The sequence below is a fragment of the Actinomycetota bacterium genome (assembly GCA_035759705.1).
Lineage (GTDB): Bacteria > Actinomycetota > CADDZG01 > JAHWKV01 > JAHWKV01 > JAJCYE01.
Window position 1 is genome coordinate 1 of sequence record DASTUJ010000077.1, and the last position, 16869, is coordinate 16869.

Annotated in this window: 17 protein-coding genes and 1 other RNA gene; 6 read left to right on the forward strand and 12 right to left on the reverse strand. The window is 64.8% G+C overall.

Annotated features, from left to right (window positions below; translation table 11 throughout):
- Positions 1–99: 99 nt before the first annotated feature.
- Together VFV09_05105 and VFV09_05110 are read right to left on the reverse strand one after the other, a co-directional pair.
- On the reverse strand, positions 100–1863 hold the full coding sequence (locus VFV09_05105; GenBank protein HEU4867091.1) for an Ig-like domain repeat protein: 1764 nt from the start codon (positions 1861–1863) through the stop codon (positions 100–102).
- Positions 1864–1940: 77 nt separating this feature from the next.
- Positions 1941–3317, reverse strand: coding sequence for a hypothetical protein (locus VFV09_05110; GenBank protein HEU4867092.1), 1377 nt, complete (start codon positions 3315–3317; stop codon positions 1941–1943).
- Between the two features lie 236 nt (positions 3318–3553).
- Between VFV09_05110 and VFV09_05115 the strand changes: the two genes are divergently transcribed.
- Positions 3554–3982, forward strand: a complete 429-nt coding sequence (locus VFV09_05115) for a TIGR03618 family F420-dependent PPOX class oxidoreductase (GenBank protein HEU4867093.1) — start codon at positions 3554–3556, stop codon at positions 3980–3982.
- Positions 3983–4042: 60 nt separating this feature from the next.
- A complete protein-coding gene (locus tag VFV09_05120) occupies positions 4043–5638 on the forward strand; it encodes an ABC-F family ATP-binding cassette domain-containing protein (protein HEU4867094.1) in 1596 nt (531 codons plus the stop codon).
- Here the strand turns inward: VFV09_05120 and VFV09_05125 are convergent, their stop codons facing one another.
- Positions 5639–6355 carry an SIMPL domain-containing protein gene (locus VFV09_05125; GenBank protein ID HEU4867095.1) on the reverse strand — a complete coding sequence of 239 codons (717 nt, stop codon included), beginning with the start codon at positions 6353–6355 and terminating at the stop codon, positions 5639–5641.
- Positions 6356–6488: 133 nt separating this feature from the next.
- Between VFV09_05125 and VFV09_05130 the strand changes: the two genes are divergently transcribed.
- The 4 genes from VFV09_05130 to VFV09_05145 all read left to right on the forward strand — a co-directional run bounded on the left by VFV09_05130 (position 6489) and on the right by VFV09_05145 (position 7934).
- Positions 6489–6950: a hypothetical protein gene (locus tag VFV09_05130; GenBank protein ID HEU4867096.1), complete on the forward strand. Its 462-nt coding sequence runs from the start codon at positions 6489–6491 to the stop codon at positions 6948–6950.
- Between the two features lie 155 nt (positions 6951–7105).
- Positions 7106–7252, forward strand: a complete 147-nt coding sequence (locus VFV09_05135; protein ID HEU4867097.1) for a hypothetical protein — start codon at positions 7106–7108, stop codon at positions 7250–7252.
- 1 nt (position 7253) lies between these two features.
- Positions 7254–7568 carry a hypothetical protein gene (locus VFV09_05140; protein HEU4867098.1) on the forward strand — a complete coding sequence of 105 codons (315 nt, stop codon included), beginning with the start codon at positions 7254–7256 and terminating at the stop codon, positions 7566–7568.
- Between the two features lie 18 nt (positions 7569–7586).
- Positions 7587–7934 (forward strand): DUF1801 domain-containing protein, encoded by a 348-nt coding sequence (locus VFV09_05145; GenBank protein HEU4867099.1) that lies wholly within the window; start codon positions 7587–7589, stop codon positions 7932–7934.
- Between the two features lie 38 nt (positions 7935–7972).
- Here VFV09_05145 and ssrA read toward each other — a convergent pair.
- The 9 genes from ssrA to VFV09_05190 all read right to left on the reverse strand — a co-directional run.
- Positions 7973–8328: a transfer-messenger RNA gene (gene ssrA, locus VFV09_05150) on the reverse strand.
- Positions 8329–8395: 67 nt separating this feature from the next.
- Positions 8396–8866, reverse strand: a complete 471-nt coding sequence (gene smpB / locus VFV09_05155; protein HEU4867100.1) for an SsrA-binding protein SmpB — start codon at positions 8864–8866, stop codon at positions 8396–8398.
- A gap of 13 nt (positions 8867–8879) precedes the next feature.
- Positions 8880–10034, reverse strand: coding sequence for a S41 family peptidase (locus VFV09_05160; protein HEU4867101.1), 1155 nt, complete (start codon positions 10032–10034; stop codon positions 8880–8882).
- A 38-nt stretch (positions 10035–10072) separates the two neighbouring features.
- A complete protein-coding gene (gene ftsX / locus VFV09_05165) occupies positions 10073–10954 on the reverse strand; it encodes a permease-like cell division protein FtsX (protein HEU4867102.1) in 882 nt (293 codons plus the stop codon).
- 57 nt (positions 10955–11011) lie between these two features.
- Positions 11012–11698, reverse strand: coding sequence for a cell division ATP-binding protein FtsE (gene ftsE / locus VFV09_05170; GenBank protein ID HEU4867103.1), 687 nt, complete (start codon positions 11696–11698; stop codon positions 11012–11014).
- Positions 11699–11884: 186 nt separating this feature from the next.
- Positions 11885–12986 (reverse strand): peptide chain release factor 2 gene (gene prfB, locus VFV09_05175; GenBank protein ID HEU4867104.1). Its coding sequence is split into 2 segments (ribosomal slippage): positions 11885–12946 and positions 12948–12986, totalling 1101 coding nucleotides; the frame shifts between segments, so codons are not numbered across the junction.
- A 39-nt stretch (positions 12987–13025) separates the two neighbouring features.
- Positions 13026–15743 carry a preprotein translocase subunit SecA gene (gene secA / locus VFV09_05180; GenBank protein ID HEU4867105.1) on the reverse strand — a complete coding sequence of 906 codons (2718 nt, stop codon included), beginning with the start codon at positions 15741–15743 and terminating at the stop codon, positions 13026–13028.
- Between the two features lie 69 nt (positions 15744–15812).
- Entirely contained in the window at positions 15813–16226 is a 414-nt protein-coding gene (raiA, locus tag VFV09_05185) for a ribosome-associated translation inhibitor RaiA (protein ID HEU4867106.1), read from the reverse strand.
- Positions 16227–16627: 401 nt separating this feature from the next.
- Positions 16628–16869, reverse strand: a 242-nt coding sequence (locus VFV09_05190) for a ComF family protein (GenBank protein HEU4867107.1), incomplete at its 5' end; no start/stop codon positions are given.

Genomic DNA, 16869 nt, shown 5'->3' on the forward strand with positions numbered 1-16869 from the left:
AAGAGCTTCATGCTGATCAGAAGTGATCTCGACAGTCGTTCGCATCAGGGGCATTCTAGCATTTGAATGCAGTTTTCTCAGGCGCAGGGAAACCGTGCGCTACTCGCAGGCCACTACGGTTTCTGCCCCGGTGCAGCTATCGGTCTGAGGGCCTCCGTCGGCCATATCGTCGCCGACGTAGCCTTCGATCGAGTCCCTTCCTTCGCTCCCGAACAGCCGGTCATCCCCGGCGCCGCCCGAGATGCTGTCGTCCCCCAGGCCGCCGAACAGCCGGTCATCCCCGGCTCCGCCGGACATGGTGTCGTCGCCGGTTCCGCCGACGATCGTGTCGTTGCCGTCTCCGCCCGACATCTTGTCCGACCCCAGTCCGCCGATGATCACGTCGTCGCCGCCCAGGCCGTCGATCTTGTCGGCCCCCCCGAGGCCGCAGATGACGTCGGGACGGGCGGTTCCGTTGATAGTTTCCGACGCATTGGTTCCGGTGATCGTGCAGTCCACGATCGAGGCGGTCTCCTCCTCCGAGTTGTTGCCGGGAGTCGGATCCGAGGTTGCAGATTGCACCGTCGCCTGATTCACCAGCGAGCTGCCGGGTGCGGCGTTCTCGGAGACGAACACCGAGTAGGTGATCTCAGCGAATGCATTCGCCTCCTGAACCTCCCTTGTACAGATGATTTCGGGGTCGCCGGCCTGTATGTTGCAGGTGAAGCCTCCTCCCGTGTGCGGCCCCTGCAGTTCGACGTTCTCCGGCAGGTTGTCGGTCAATACCAGGTCTTCGGCGTCCGAAGGACCGAGGTTGCCGACCTTTACCTTGCAGGTGAGCATGCCGCCGGGAGCCACGGGATCCGGGGTGCAGTCTTTTGTGACCTCCAGGTTGGCCGAAGCCTGGACCTGCGTCTGCTCCGAAGTAACGGTGTCTGCGAGGTCGGGGTCGCCCGTCGTGCTGAAGACCGCCGCATCGTTCTCGATTACCAGCGGTCCGCCGTTGTCGACCACCAATGAGGAGTCCACCTTGACCACGATGACCAGGTCGGTTGTGCCGGGCGGAATCGAGCCCATCTCGCAGTTGAGGGTCCCCATCGGGACTTGTGTGCACAGCGGGGTGCTGGATACGTAGCTGACCCCGGCGGGAAGCGTGTCGACCACCCTGACTTCGTGGGCGGTGCCCGGACCGCTGTTGGTCACGGTGATCGTGTATTCGAGGTTGTCGCCGGCGTTGACGGGGTCCGCCGAGTCGGTCATCTCGATGGACAGGTCGGCCTCGTTGACGGTTTGGGTCAGGTCGGCTTCGCTGGAGGCGTGGCTGGTGCTTCCGCTGTAGGTCGCGGCGATGCTGTGAGTGCCACCACCTAGTGACGAGGTCGTGCAGGTCGCTTTTCCTGCGGTAACGACGACCGCCCCACATCCGGGCACCAGGTTGCCGTCGGCGGTGAAGGCAACTGTTCCGGTGGGAGTGCCGATGGTCGACGTCACCGTGGCGGTGAAGGTGACCGCCTCTCCGAACTGCGATGGGTTGGCCGATGAGGTGAGGGCGGTCTGGGTGGGCTCGCCTTGGAACTCGAACGCTCCCAGGTCACAGCCGCCGCCCGCCGGACGGCTGAAGCCGCGCTGGTCGACGTTCGGGGTGCAGATCGCTCCTCCGGCGTCGATGGCGATGCTGGGGAAAAGCAGAGCCAGCGTCTGCGGACGGTCCGGAGCGCCGTTGGCCGCCAGTACAGGCGCCAGGTTCGGATCGTCGACCAGCGGTGAGCCGGTGACCGTCCCCGTGCTGGACTCCACCACGCTTCCGTCCGCCGCAAGACTCGCGGACGCCTGGTTGCTGCCCGCGGAGGTCGTATCAGGGCGATCGTTGACGACGTCCGTCACGCCTCCCACCGAGTCGGCCACGATGCTGCTTGCGAGCGTGACCTGGGCCGTGTCGGTCGTGAGCCCGTAGCCCAGGTTTAGATCCCGCCCCCGCCCTGGGCGGCGGAATTGCCGGCGATGGTGGTGAAGCCGGCGGTGACCGTACCGTTCAGGTTGAATACCGCTCCTCCCAGGCCGGAGCCGGGAAAGCCGCTGCGCGGCGGAGTGCCTAAGCCGCCGGCTCCGCCCTCCGCAGCGTTCCCGGCAAAGGTGCTGTTGGTGATGGTGAGGATGCCTTTGTGGTTGAACACCGCGCCGCCCAGGCCCGCCCCGCCCCCTCCGAGGCCATAACTGGAAGCCCCGCCCGCAAAGCCCCCCGGTACTTGAGGTCCGCCGTCGTTCATCTCCGCAGTGCTGCCACCGCCCCCTCCTCCGAAGCCACCGCCTCCTCCGTGGGCGCCGCCTGACCCTCCCCCGCCGAATCCGCCACCGCTGCCGCCCCGGGTGACGCTTGCGCCTCCCCCTCCCCCTACGCCGCCGCCGCCGCCGCTCTGCCCGCCCAGACCGCCCCGGCCGAACGCTCCTCCGTCACCGCGGGATGGGGAGAAGCCCGCGATGTTCGCCCCGCCGCCGCCGCCGGCACCGTTGCCCCCAGGGCCGCCCTCGGCGAGGTAGCTGGCCCCTGCCCCACCGGTGCCGGACGGAGCTCCGCCGCCCGCGCCGGCCACTCCGCCCACCGCGTCGGCGCCATTGTCGGCTGGGCTGAAACCACCACCGCCCCCGCCGGACCATCCCGGCGACTCGGAGCCAATGCCACCGGCCGCTCCACCGAAGGAGCCGGGGCCGAAGCCACCGCCCGCGCCGTAGGTGTCCCCCTGAGCGGCCGTCCCCATCCCTCCGCCCGCTTTCTGACCGGCGGCTGGGCCGCTCGAACCCCCTCGAGCGGTGTTGCCGGTGAGAGTCACTGCGTCGAGGACGAGTCGGCCCTGGCTGAAGATGGCGCCGCCAAAGCCGCCGCCGCCGCCGCCTCCGTCCGCGCCGGCGCCGCCTCTTGCCAGAAATCCGGAGACGGTCAAGTTGCGTAACGTCAACGCGCCTGCGCCGGGCGAGTGAAATCCGGTCTCCGGTCCCGCGCCCACGTAGGCGAGCCGGAACGCCGTTGTAGCCGATGGCGAGCGCTCTACGATCGCACCGCTGCCTTCGACGGTGATCTCGCTCGTAACGTGGGGGAGGGCGCTCGGGCCGTACCAGTTGAAACGAGAGGGATCGGGGCTGGCAATCTGGTTGGAGGCGGTGAAACTGTACGTGCAGCCCGCCGATAGCGTGATCGTATCGGCTCCACCGGTTTCGTTGGCGCCGTCAACCGCAGCGATAAGGTCCGAGACTCGTGTGCCGGCATCCGGACTGCAACCCACGGTAATCGCGGCCTGCGCCGGAAGCGCCAGGGGAAGCCCAATGGCGGCCACCGCAACCACGACCGCGCCGATACGCCATGAGACGCTCGTGCGTGATCCGAACGGCTTTATATGGTGCCTCCCGCCTTTGGCCCCACTCGCGGCCCTGCTCCCGATACCCCTCGAATCCTAAACTGGCAAAGCCTGGACTAGCCAACCTTTTTCTACCGACCCAATTGCCCCGAGGCCCCGCTATGTCCGCGGCGCCCAGGCGAATCAGGCGTAGCCGGAACCTGGTTGCCGTGTACGCTTGAAAGATGTTCCCAGAGACGGCACAGCAGGTCGTGCGCAACGGCGCCCTCGGGCACCTTGCGACGATCAACGAAAGCGGCAGCATCCACGTCTCTTTGTGCTGGGTGGGCATCGACGGGGACAACCTGGTGCTCGCCACGATGTTCGACCAGAAGAAACTGAAGAACATGCGACGGGAGCCCCGGGTGACGATCTCGTTCGAGACCCAGAAAGACAACGCTTGGGGGCTGCGGGAGTACCTGGTGGTCAAGGGCCGAGCGACCGTCACCGAGGGCGGAGCGCCCGAGTTGCTGCAGGAACTGGCCTACACCTACCTCGGTCCCGGCGTTAAATTCCCGCCTATGCCGGACCCTCCACCCGGATTTATCACCCATATCTCCGTCGATCACCTCGGCGGCGTGGGACCATGGATGGACGAAGTCAAAAAGGAATAACCTCCGGCGCGCTCCCAGGCCGCTTGTAACACCCTCCGAACCAACCGAAAGGCTCTCTTCTTGCTGCAGGTCAAAAATCTTCAAATTGCGATCGGCACGCGTCTGTTGCTGGACGACGCGTCGTTCATGGTCGCGCCCGGCGACAAGGTGGGACTGGTCGGCCGCAACGGCATGGGCAAGTCGACCTTGATGTCGATCCTGTCCCAGGAGGCCGCCGGCGCCGTCGAGTACGAAGGGTCGGTCAAGTTCCAGGGCACCTTCAGCTACCTGCGCCAGGCCAAGCTGAACGCCGGGCAGGAGGCTTTCACCGCACTCTCCTACGTACTGGCCGGCCGCAACCTCACCGAGGCCCAGGACCGCCTGACCAAGCTGCAGATCGCGATGGAGAACGACCCGTCGGACCGCAACATCGCCCGGTTCGCCCGCTCCGAGGAGAACTTCCGTCTCGCCGGCGGTTACCAGGCCGAGTCGGAAGCTCGCCGGATCTGCGCCGGCCTCGGGATCTCGGGCGACGAGATGACCCGGCCAATGGAGACCCTGTCCGGTGGTGAGCGCCGCCGCATCGAGCTGGCGCACTCGCTGTTCTCCAACGCCGAGACCCTTCTTCTGGACGAGCCCTCCAACCATCTGGACGTCGACGCCAAGCAGTGGCTCATGGCGTTCCTGCGGTCCTATGCCGGAGGCCTGCTGATCGTCAGCCACGACCTGGAGCTGCTCGACTCCGCCATCACCCGCGTCCTGCACCTCGACCAGGGCTCGATGCACACCTACAAGGGCACCTACAGCCAGTACAGGGTCGCTCGGGCGGCCGACGTGTTGCGCCAGAACAAGATGGCCACCATCCAGGAGGCCGACATCGACCGGTTGAAGACCCTCGCCGACCGGATGCGGCACCAGACCGCCTCCCGGGCCCGGGTCGCGAAGAACCTGGACAAGAGGGTGGAGCAGATGCGCTCCACCAAGATCAGCCGGGTCGGCAAGGAGAGCACCGTCCGGTTCAAGATCCCCACTCCGCCCAAGCCCGGCCGTCTGGTGATGAGGGCCAACAAGCTGGAGATGCGCTACGGCGACCAGCTGGTCTTCGACAAGCTTTCGTTCGAGGTCACCCGGGGCGACCGCTTGCTGGTGATGGGCCTGAACGGCGCCGGCAAGTCGACGCTGCTCAAGATCCTCTCCGAGACAATCGAACCCGTGTCGGGAACCGTGGCGCCGGGCATGAACGTCTCACTCGGCTACTACGCCCAGGAGCACGAGGGCCTGAAGGCCGACGAGCCGGTCATCGACCACCTCCGGGCCGACGGCGTGCTGACCGACCAGCAGATCCGGGCGCTGCTCGGCATGTTCACCCTCTCCGGCGACAAGGCGTTCCAGCTGGCCGGCACCCTGTCCGGTGGAGAGAAGACCAAGCTGGCACTGGCGCAGCTGGCGGCCAAGCGGCACAACCTGCTTCTGCTGGACGAGCCCACCAACAACCTCGACCCGGTCTCCCGTGAGGGCATCACGGCCGCCCTTCAGTCGTGGGAGGGCACTCTCATGATCGTCAGCCACGACGAGGCGTTCGTGCAGCAACTCCAGCCCACCCACGTGCTCTCGATGCCCGACGGTGAGTACACCCACTGGTCGGACGACCTACTGGAGCTCGTAGCCCTGGCGTAGCTAGTCGATGTCGTACACCACCTGAACCTCGAGCGTCAGCTCCTGGGACCCCGGCTGCAGCGGAACGCCGGCGGCGAGACTGTCGGTTCGGGCCATCGGGAAGCCGGGCGGGGGCTGGGTACTCGACTCGACAATCGACCGCACCTCACCCAGCTCGACGTCCGCCGCCTCTGCCAGCTGCTCCGCCTGCGTCTTTGCCTGCCTGACCGCATCGGCGCGGGCCTCGGCGTAGAGGGACCCCTCGTCGTCGATCTCGAACTGAACCGACTGCACCCTCACGTCGTTGCCGGCGGCCCCGGCCGCTGCGTCTATCAGAGCACCGGGGTCCTTACCCTCCCCCAGCCGGGCGGTGAGCAGGTTCGTGACCACGTAGCCGGTTATCGCCCTGCCCTCGTCGTCGTAGCGCGGGTTGATTGAGAACTGCGAGGTCTTCACGTCCTCGTCGGCCACCCCGGCCTCCTTCAATAACGTGATCACCGCGTTCGTCCTGTCGTTGTTGGCGGCCAGCGCCTGCGACGCCTGCGGCGACTCGGACTCCACTCCCAGCGTGACCACCACGATGTCCGGCACACCGGTAACCCGGCCCACCCCCTTGGCGGTGATCGAGGGCTCGTCGGCCGCCTGCCCTCCGGTTGTATTGGCGCCGCAGCCGCCCAGCATCAAAGCGGCGACCGCTCCCAGCGCAACTAGTGTTCTTCTCCCAGATTTTCCAGCCATTAGGTGCCCTCCAGTCGACTTTGAATCTTTTGACGGATTGGGACCGCCGCCGGTTCCCCTGTGGTCTGGCGCCCTACCAAATCCTGCGGGGCGGCTACGCTAGGCGAAAGACCGCGTCTACAAGGAGGTCCCCATGGGACGCAGAATCAAGCTCAGGCATGTACCGCCGCGGATTACCACCGGCGCATACATCCTCCACTCCGGACTCGAGAAGTGGAAGGGCGATGAGAACACCGCCGGCTACATCCACGCCATGGCCGGCGGGGCGATTCCGCCTCTCAAGAACATTCCGGCCCCGCAGTTTCTGAAGCTTCTGGCCGGCGCCGAGATCGCGCTGGGGGCCGCACTCCTGAACCCGTTGATCCCAACCAAGGTGGTCGGCCTGGGACTCACCGCCTTCTCCGGCTCCCTGCTCACGATGTACGCCCGGACGCCGTCTCTTCACAAGCCGGGCAGCATCTGGCCGACGCAGCAGGGTATCGCGGTAAGCAAGGATGTGTGGATGGCCGGCATCGGGCTGTCGTTCCTGGTCGACTCGGGCAAGGGCAGAAGGTACTACAAGAAAAAGTACGCCGAAGAAGGAACCGACGCCTAAGAACCGTCGTGATCATCAACCCCTATCGAACGCCTGGGGAATCACGGTTCTCCCTACCGCGCCTGGCGGCCGGATCCGTAGTTGCCTCGGTCGGCACTTTCATTCTTCCCCTCCTTCTTATTCGCCTCACCAGTTGCGGGCTAGGGTGTATCCCCGTGTTTCTTCTGCTGAAATACGGTCTAGCGTTTTCCGGCGTTGGACTGGGCGTTTACGTGCGCAGTAAGACCGAAAAGGATGCGCACAAGACCCGCGACACCGCCTTGGTGGGAATCGTTCTCGGTTTGATTGCCTTGGTTGGTTAACTTGATCCCAGAGCCGTCCTACCGCAACGACCCCTATGCCATCGCCTCTGTTGCGGTCGCCGTGTTTGCCTACCTGTTTGTACGCATCTCTCCTCTTCTGGGCCTCTGCATGTATTCCTGTCTGCCGGTGCTTGTCATAAGTGCGTGCGGCGGACTGGTTGCAGTGGTCTGCGGACTGTTCGCCCGGCAGCCCGAAAGGATGGCGACGAGATCCGGCCGCGATCTGGCTCTCATCGGCATCGTGCTCGGTGCTTACCTGATCGCCGCACCACTTCTTTCGCGAGGCATCGGACTTCTCTACAGCCTGGCCCGCTAGCAGAACTAGGATGATCAGGTGACTTCCGTCGACGATTTCATCGTCCAAAAGGTCCCCCCCGAGTTCCACGACGTGGTCTCCCTCGTCCGCCGGTCGATGGCCGAAGGCGCCCCGGAAGCCACCGAGAAGATCAGCTACGGGATGTTGATGTGGGCCGGAAGGTGGCCGCTGGCGTGGATCAGCCCCACCAAGAAGGACATCACCTTCGGGTTCCGGGCCGGCGCCTACTTCGACGACCCCTACGGGCTGCTGAAAGGCACCGGCAAACACGCCCGCCACGTGAAGCTCAAGACCGTCGAAGCCGCCGACCAGGAGGCCCTTCGCCACTACATTCAGCAGGCGGTCGCGAACGAGGCCGATCTCTAGAAGATCGGCCCGTTCGGGGTGGGAAATATGGATGAAACGAGTGGAGACGGGGGGATTCGAACCCCCGTGAGCACAGCTTCCACTTGGGGCATCTACGGGCGTAGCCTAGATTCTTATCTCGGCCCTGCGTTTGCCCTAGGCAAGCTCGCTGGTACCCAGTCGAATAGTTTTCTTACTCAACACACAATCCGACAAATGTGCTGAGCCAGTCTGCTGCATGACGCCTCTATCCGATCCGCAGACCCTACCGGTAGAGACGCCCGTCTTTCATTAGACGGGAACTCGCTTTAGGCAGCGACGTTTCAATTTATTGTCCAGGCTTTTTAACGAGGCTCCCGGACCTCGACCCGCTTCCTCCAAATGAAACGACCGGCTTCGAAACCAAATCGTCCCCATGGCTTAGTTCTCAATGTGCCTTGATCAGTGTAACGCCCGGGGAGGGGCCACAATTCCCGGACCTGCTACCGGCGCCGGCCCATCATCCGGTCGATCTGCATCTTGGCGTCCTTGGCCTTCAGGTCCTCACGCTTGTCGTAGTTCTTCTTGCCTTTGGCCAGGCCCAGCTCGATCTTGGCCATGCCGTGCGTGAAGTACAGGCGCAGCGGCACGAGGGTCAGGCCCTGCAGCTTGGTCTTCTCCAGCAAGTGGTCGATCTCCTTGCGGTGGAGCAGTAGTTTGCGCTTGCGCAGGGGGTCGTGCTGGGAGTACCCGGCGTTCTCGTACGGGGCGATGTGCATCGAGACGACCCAGACCTCGCCGTCCCGGATGACTGCAAACGACTCCCGCAGCGACGCCTTGCCCTGCCGGATCGACTTGACCTCGCTGCCCGTGAGCACGATGCCGGTCTCGAAGGAGTCGAGAATCGTGAAATCGTGCCGGGCCTTGGGGTTGGAGATCGCTCCCGCGGTTGCTTTCTTCTTCTTTACGGCCATCGGACGAGTGTACCTAGCCCTGGGAGCCCGGCGCCTCCACCAGCATTCCGGACAGGATCTCGGTCGCCTTGCTGAGCTGGGCGGCCCGGTCGGCCACGGCAACGTCGGGCAGGACCCCGTGCTCGCCGATTCCCCGGCCGCTCGGGGTGAAGTAGGAGGCGACGGTCAGCTTGATCGCGCTGCCGTCGGAAAGGCCGATCACCCGCTGCACCGACCCCTTCTTGTAGGTCTCGGTCCCCACGATCAGGCCCCGCTGGCGGTCCTGGATGGCGCCGGCCACGATCTCGGAGGCGCTGGCCGATCCTTCGTCGGCCAAGACGACCAGCGGCAGCTTGGTCTCCACCGGCCCCCGGGCCTGGTAGACCACCTCGGGCTTTCCGCGCTCCCGGTAGGTCACTACGGTGCCCCCCTCGATGAACACGCTGGCCACCTGAACGGCTTCATCCAGCGACCCGCCGGGGTTGCCGCGCAGGTCGAGGATGAACCCACGGGCGCCCTCCGCCTGCATCTTCGCCACGGTCTCCCGCAGCTTGTCCCCCACCCCGCCGGTGAACGACAGCAGGTTCAGCACGCCCACCTTGTCCTTGACCGAGGAGGTCATAGACGGGATGTCGAGCTTCTTTCGATCGAGCACGAACTCCCGCGGGTTGCCCGCTCCCCGGACGATCTTGATCCGGACCTTGGTTCCCGCCTCGCCCATGATCTGCTGGCCGACCTCGTCCAGGGTCATGCCGGCAACCGGCTTGCCGTCGACGCTGGTGATGATGTCGCCCGGCTCGATTCCGGCCTTCGCCGCCGGGGTCTCGGGTAGGACCGAAACGATCTTGGTGAGTTCTGCAGTTCGGTTCAGCCAGACGCCGACCCCGGAGAACTGCCCGGTGAGCAGCTCCTCCCCCAGCGCCCGGTACGCCTTGGGCGTGTAGTAGAGGGCGTGGGGGTCTTCCAGGCCCTCGAGCATGCCCTTGACCGCGCTCTCCATGAGCCGCTTGTCGTTGGGCTTGGTGAGGGCCAGGTTCTCGATCTGGCTCTGGGCCTCCTCGAGGACCTTGTACTCGGAAGTGTCCTGCGACCGCGACTGACCGATGGTGAACCCGAAGACGAAAAACGCAGTCGATATGCCGAGCGCAGCGAAGCCGGCCAGGATTTTGGTGGAATGCCTTTTGAACACCGTGCTCGATTATCCCCGAATTTCTCGGGGGTCGGGACTCAGACTTCCAGGAAGCGGCGGAGCGCCAGGGTGGAGCCGAAGACCCCGATGACGATGCCGATGAGCAGCAGCGTGAAGAACATGCGGATGATGCTCCCGCTTCCGACCGTCAGGGGCAGGAACAGGATCGCGTCCTGCATCCGGTCCAGGCCGAACACCTTGCCGGCGTAGATCAGCGCCGATGCTACAAGAGCGCCCAGCGCAGCCTGCACGGTCCCCTCGAATATGAACGGCACCCGGATGAACCAGTTGGTGGCCCCCACCAGCTTCATGATGCCGATCTCCTTCCGGCGGGCGTAGATCCCCAGCCGGATGGTGTTGGCTATCAGCAGGATCGCCGCGCCGAGCGTCAGGACGATCGCGATGACCAGGATCGTGCGGACCACGCCGGTGAACTTCAGCAGGCGCTTCATGGCTTCGCCGCCGAACTGCACCTCGTCGACGCCGGGCTGGCCCTGCAGCCGGGAGGCAACGGCCTCGGCCGAGTTGGGGTCCTTCAGCTTGATCCGGTACGAGGCGGGCAGCGCGTTGGGGTCGACGTTCTCGGTGATCGCAGGGCTGTCCTTGAACATGCGCTTGTACTCCTCGAACGCCTGCTCCTTGGACTCGAAGAAGACCTCGTCCACCTCGGGCATGCCGGAGGTTTGGGTCTTGATCGCTGCGATCTCCTCAGGGGTCGCCTCGTCACGCAGGAAGACGTTCAGCTCGACCTTGCCCTCCCAGGAGGAAACCATCTTCGTCAAAACCTCACCCCCCACCATGACCACGCCCAGCAGAAGCAGGCTGATGGAGACGGTGGATACGGCCGCCAGCGTCAGAAGGACGTTGCGGCGCAGGTTGGAGACGGTTTCGTCTACGAAGTAGTTGACTCTCAAGGCCATGCTTTAAGGCTCCTTTCGGGCGATCAAAAGCAAGGTGTGAACTTGCGTGAAAATCCTTTAGCCGCCGATCCCGTAAACGCCACGGACCTGATCCCGGACCAGCTTGCCGCCGTCCAGCTCGATGACCCGCTTGCGTGACCGGTCGACCACGGCGTGGTCGTGGGTGGCGATCAGTACTGTGGTGCCGCTCTCGTTCAGGCGTTCGAGCAGGTTCATGATGTCGGCCGAGGTCGACGGGTCCAGGTTTCCGGTCGGCTCGTCGGCCAGCAGGATCGGCGGGCGGTTGACCATGGCCCGGGCGATACAAACCCGCTGCTGCTCCCCACCGGAAAGCTCGTGGGGCATGCTGTTCAGCTTGTCGGTGAGTCCCACCAGCTCGATGATCGCGGGGACCCGCTGGTTGATGATGTGCTTCGGGCGGCCGATGACCTCCAGAGCAAAGGCGACGTTCTCCCGGACCGTCTTGTTCGCCAGGAGCTTGAAGTCCTGGAAGACGCAGCCGATATTGCGGCGCAGGTAGGGCACACGCCACCGAGGCAGCTGGCCAATGTCCTTGCCGGCTACGTAGATGGTGCCCTCGCTGGGCTCCTCTTCTTTTAGAAGCATTTTGATGAAGGTGCTCTTACCGGATCCGGACGACCCTACTAAGAAGACGAACTCCTCTTTTTGGATGTCGGTCGATATGTCGCGCAGGGCGACCACTGAGCCCTTGTACACCTTGCTTACGTTCTCAAGTCGAATCATGGTTGGGTGATTGAATAACCCTTTCCAAGAGGTGACGTCGGGCCTGCCAAGCGGTGCGGGCGAGTCAAAGCTTGAAGCATCTTAGCACCCAGGGGACACCATACGGCGTAACCACCTGAGTGGATAGTACTAATACTTTTCAGCCACGCATAGAAGTGGCCCGAACACGCATAGTGTTGGAAGGCCCTAATTCTGATCGGCGGCCGGCCTTCCGGTGCGCCTGCGGCGGAGCTCGGCGTCGATGAAGACGTCCAGGTCGCCGTCCAGGACGGCCTCGGGGTTGCCCACTTCCACCTCGGTTCGGCGGTCCTTGACCATCTGGTAGGGGTGCAGGACGTAGGAGCGGATCTGAGATCCGAAGCCGATTGCCATCTGCTCGCCCCGCAGCTGGTCCAGCTCTTTCGCCTTCTCCCGCCGGGCCAGCTCGGCCAGCCTCGAGGCCAGGATCTTCATGGCCACGGCACGGTTCTGAAGCTGGGACCGCTCGTTCTGGACCGTCACCACGGTGTTCGTCGGGATGTGGGTGATGCGGATGGCCGAGTCGGTGGTGTTGACCGACTGCCCGCCCGGGCCGCCCGAGCGGTAGACGTCGATGCGCAGCTCCGTCGGGTCGACCTCCACCTCGGCTGTCTCTGCCACCTCGGGGATCACGTCCAGGCTCGCAAACGAGGTGTGGCGGCGGGCGGAGGAGTCGAAGGGCGATATGCGCACCAGGCGGTGCACGCCTCGCTCGGTCGACAGCAGGCCGTAGGCGAAGCGGCCCTTGACGCTGACGGTGGCGCTCTTGATGCCGGCCTCCTCCCCCGGCTGCACGTCCAGGACCTCGGCCTGGAGGCCGTCGTGCCGCTCGACCCAGCGCAGGTACATGCGAAGGAGCATCTGTGCCCAGTCGTTCGCCTCTGTGCCGCCCTCGCCGGCGTTAAGACTCACGATGGCGTCGGCCTGGTCGTACTCGCCGCTCAGAAGCGCCCGGATCTCGAGCCGCTCCAACTCGGTGTCGAGCTGGTCGAGCAGCTTGACCGCCTCGGCGTACGAACCGGGGTCGTGCTCCTCGGCTGCGAGCTGCCAGAAGATCCCGGCCTCCTCCACCTTCTCGGTGAGCTTGGCGTGGGCGGTGACGTCGTCCTCCAGGTTGGAGAGTTCGGTCATAAACCGCTTGGCCGTGGCCTGGTCGTCCCAAAAGCCCGGCTGGGCCGTTTTGTCCTGAAGCTCTACCTTCCGGGCTTCCTTCGCGTCGATGTCAAAGGAACTCCTTAAGATCGTCGAGCTTGGCGACGGCCGTTTTCAGGCGCGGGTCGAGATCCTCGAACTCCTCGGAGACGGCCAACTAAACGTCCCGGCCGTGGCAGAGCTTGTACTTCTTGCCCGACCCGCAGGGGCAGGGGGCGTTCCGCGGCACCTTATCGGTGCGGGCCGGCTCGCCGGCAATTCCCTCGGAGGTTCCCGCCAGGCCGGCTTCAGCCCGGGCGCTCTGCAGGGCGGTCGCGGCTGAATCTTTGACGGCCCGGGTGGCGGCGACCGGCTGCGGCTGCGGTTTGGGCTCCTCCACCACCTGGACGTGGAACATGTAGCGGACGAACTCCTCTTTCAGCGAGTCCATCATGGCGCCGAACATGTCGAAACCCTCCCGCTGGTACTCGGTGAGCGGGTCGCGCTGGCCGTAGGCCCGAAGGCCGATGCCTTCGCGGAGCTGGTCCATCTCGTAGAGGTGCTCGCGCCAGCGGGCGTTCAGGATCGACAGCAGCACCAGGCGCTCCAGCTCCCTGAACCTCTCCTCGCCGATCTCCTCCTCGCGCACTGCGTAGTAGGCCAACGCCTCGTCGAGGTAGGCCTCGACGACCGCCTCGTAGGTGACGGTCTCGGTGTCGAAGGTGCCGGAGAGTTTCGACGGGTAGAGCTGGGCGATCGCGTGATCCAGCCCTTCCCAGTCCCAGTCCTCTACCGCGGCGTCGGGGTTGAGGGACATCGCGATCGTGTCCTCTATGACGTCGCCCAGCATCTGCTCGGCCCGCTCCGACAGGTCCTCCCCCTCCAGCAGGGAGCGGCGGGCCCGGTAGACCTCCTCGCGCTGCTTGGAGAGCACCTCGTCGTACTTCAGCAGGTTCTTGCGGATCTCGAAGTTCTGCGACTCGACCTGCGACTGCGCCCGCTCGATCGCCTTGGAGACCATCTTGGCCTCGATCGGCTGGTCGTCCGGGACACTCATCTTGTCCATGACCGTGTTGATCATTCCCGTGGCGAAGAAGCGCATGAGGTCGTCCTCGAGCGAAAGGTAGAAGCGGCTTTCGCCCGGGTCCCCCTGACGGCCGGAACGCCCTCGCAGCTGGTTGTCGATGCGGCGGGACTCGTGGCGTTCGGTGCCCAGGACGTACAGGCCTCCGAGCTCGACGACCTTCTCGTGCTCGGCCGCACACTCAATCTTTTTCTGCTCCAGGATCGGCTCGTACTCCGCCTCGTATGCCTGCTTGTCCTCGTCGTTCATGAGCTCGAGCAGATACTCGTCGTTGTCCCAGCCCCGGGCGGACATCTCCTGGCGGGCCAGGTACTCGGCGTTGCCCCCCAGCAGGATGTCGACGCCTCGCCCGGCCATGTTGGTTGCCACGACCACCGCGCCGATCCGGCCGGCCTGGGCGACGATGAACGCCTCCCGCTCGTGGTTCTTGGCGTTCAGCACCTCGTGCTTGACGCCCCGCCGGTCCAGGTAGCCGGCCAGCTTCTCCGACTTGGCGACGTCCACCGTTCCGACCAGGCAGGGCTGCCCGTTGGCGTTGCGTTCGACCAGGTCCTCGGTGAGGGCCTTCCACTTGGCGTCCTCGGTCTTGTAGACCAGGTCCGGCTGGTCGATGCGGCTCATGTTCCGGTTGGTGGGGATCTCGTAGACATCCAGGTTGTAGACGCTGGCGAACTCCGCCGCCTGGGTCATGGCGGTGCCGGTCATGCCGGAGAGCTTGTCGTACATCTGGAAGTACTTCTGGATGGTAACCGTGGCCTCGGTGACGCTCTCCTCTTGGACCACGAGCTTCTCTTTGGCCTCGACCGCCTGGTGCAGTCCGTCCGACCACCTCCGGCTGGGCATCGTGCGGCCGGTGAACTGGTCGACGATAACCACCTTGCGGTCCTGGACGATGTAGTCGCGGTCCCGCTTGTAGAGCTCTTTGGCCCGAAGCGCCGAGTCGAGGTAGTGCACGAGGTGGGTCTGCACCTGGTCGTAGAGGTTCTCCACGCCGAGCAGGGTCTCCACGCGGGCGATGCCCTCCTCGTTGATGGCGACAGTTCTTTTCGCTTCGTCGACCTCGTAGTGCTCGTCGGCCTTCAGCTTGGGGACGATGGTGGCAAAGGTCTTGTACCACTTGGCCGACTCGTCGGCCTGGCCCGAGATGATCAGAGGCGTGCGGGCCTCGTCGATCAGGATCGAGTCCACCTCGTCGACGATCGAGAAGTGGTGGCCCCGCTGCACGGTTTCCGGCAGCGACAGGGCCAGGTTGTCCCTGAGGAAGTCGAATCCGAACTCGCTGGAGGTGCCGTAGGTGATGTCGGCGCCGTACGCTTCCCGCTTGGCCTGGAACGAGCCCTGCGGCTGGATCAGGCCCACGGTCAGGCCGAGGAAACGGAACACCTGCCCCATCCACTCGGCGTCTCGTTTGGCCAGGTAGGGGTTGGCGGTGACCACGTGCACCCCCTCGCCCGGGAGGGCGTTCAGGTAGATGGGCATCGTGGAGGCCAGGGTCTTGCCCTCGCCGGTCTTCATCTCGGCGATGGCCCCCTGGTGCAGGACGGTCCCGCCGATGACCTGGACGTCGAAGTGCCTCTGGCCGATCGACCGCCACGCGGCCTCCCGGACTACGGCAAACGCCTCGGGGAGGAGGTCATCAAGAAGTTCGGATTTCTCCAACCGGGAGCGGAACTCGGCGGTTTTCGCCAATAGCTCCGCATCGGTCAGCTCCTTGATCTCGGGCTCGAAGTCGTTGACCCGGGCTGCTATCTGGGTGACCTTCTTGTATTTGCGGCCTTCACCGGCGCGCAGAACTTTGTCTAGTACGCTCATAACTCCATTATGACCGGGACCAGGCGGGCGCCCCTCCGGCGCCCGCCGCCCCTCTTCCCAGGATGGAGGTTAGCCGGGGTAGGCCGCCATTCCGGGCGCCTGGGATGGCTGGGCCCCTATAGCGAGATCCGAGAGATCCGGAAGGGCCGGAGGGTTGGACTCCTTGGCGTGCCGGGCGTGGGCGGGCTTGCCCAAAGTCTTCCGCTTGTAGTCACTCATCTGCCTGCTCAGCCGGTCCACGGCCAGATCGATGGCGGCCCGGTGGTCGGCCGCGGTGGTCTTCGCTCGAAACGACGGGCCGCTGGTGGTGATAGTCACCTCGGCAACGTGGCTGCCGTTCTTGGTCCTTCCCTCCTCGTAGAGCTCGACATCGATCAGGTCGATCGACGGAACGTACTTGTTGAGGCGGGTCAGTTTCTCTTCAGCAAACCGCTCGAGCGAATCCGAGATGTGGTTGTGCTTACCGTGGACCTTGATTTCCATAGGAGACCTCCGTAGACATGGGACTTCTCACCACTGACAGAAGTTCATCTCTCCGGGGGAGGCCGGCACTGCTGGGAAGGCGCCGCCGTCTGGCTGACCTGGCCTTTGACCCCACACTCGCCTGCTGAAGTCTCGCAGGGCCGGTACGCCCGGCTTGGAAGCGTTTCGGCTCGGTGGGAGCCGGCTCGCTCAAGCACTGCAGGAGCACCTTGTAGCCATGCTTCGAACCTTCTCCCGGCGACCGGGCGTTTCCCGGGAACCAGGGCAGGACTGACCTCTAAACCGCACCATGCTCAGCAACCAATAGTTGCCTTAAGTGGATCCTTTTGCCTGCGACTAGCTTGGATTAAGAACTCCTTGCGAAGTTCCGCAACCACAGACCCAGACGGCTTTCGCCATGGCTAAGTATAGGCCCCGGGGTCCGGTGCATACGAGCGCGCGGCACTGAGAACAGTCACCCGGCGGGCACCCGCCTTCTTCAGCGCCCGGGCCGCCTCGGAAGCGGTCGACCCGGTGGTGAAGACGTCGTCCACCACCAGCACCTCGGCCGGCGGGCACAAACTGGAGCGGAAGGCGCCGGCCAGGTTCGTGCGCCGGGCAGCCGGGTCCAGCTTCATCTGCGGAGCCGTCCGGCGCACCCTGC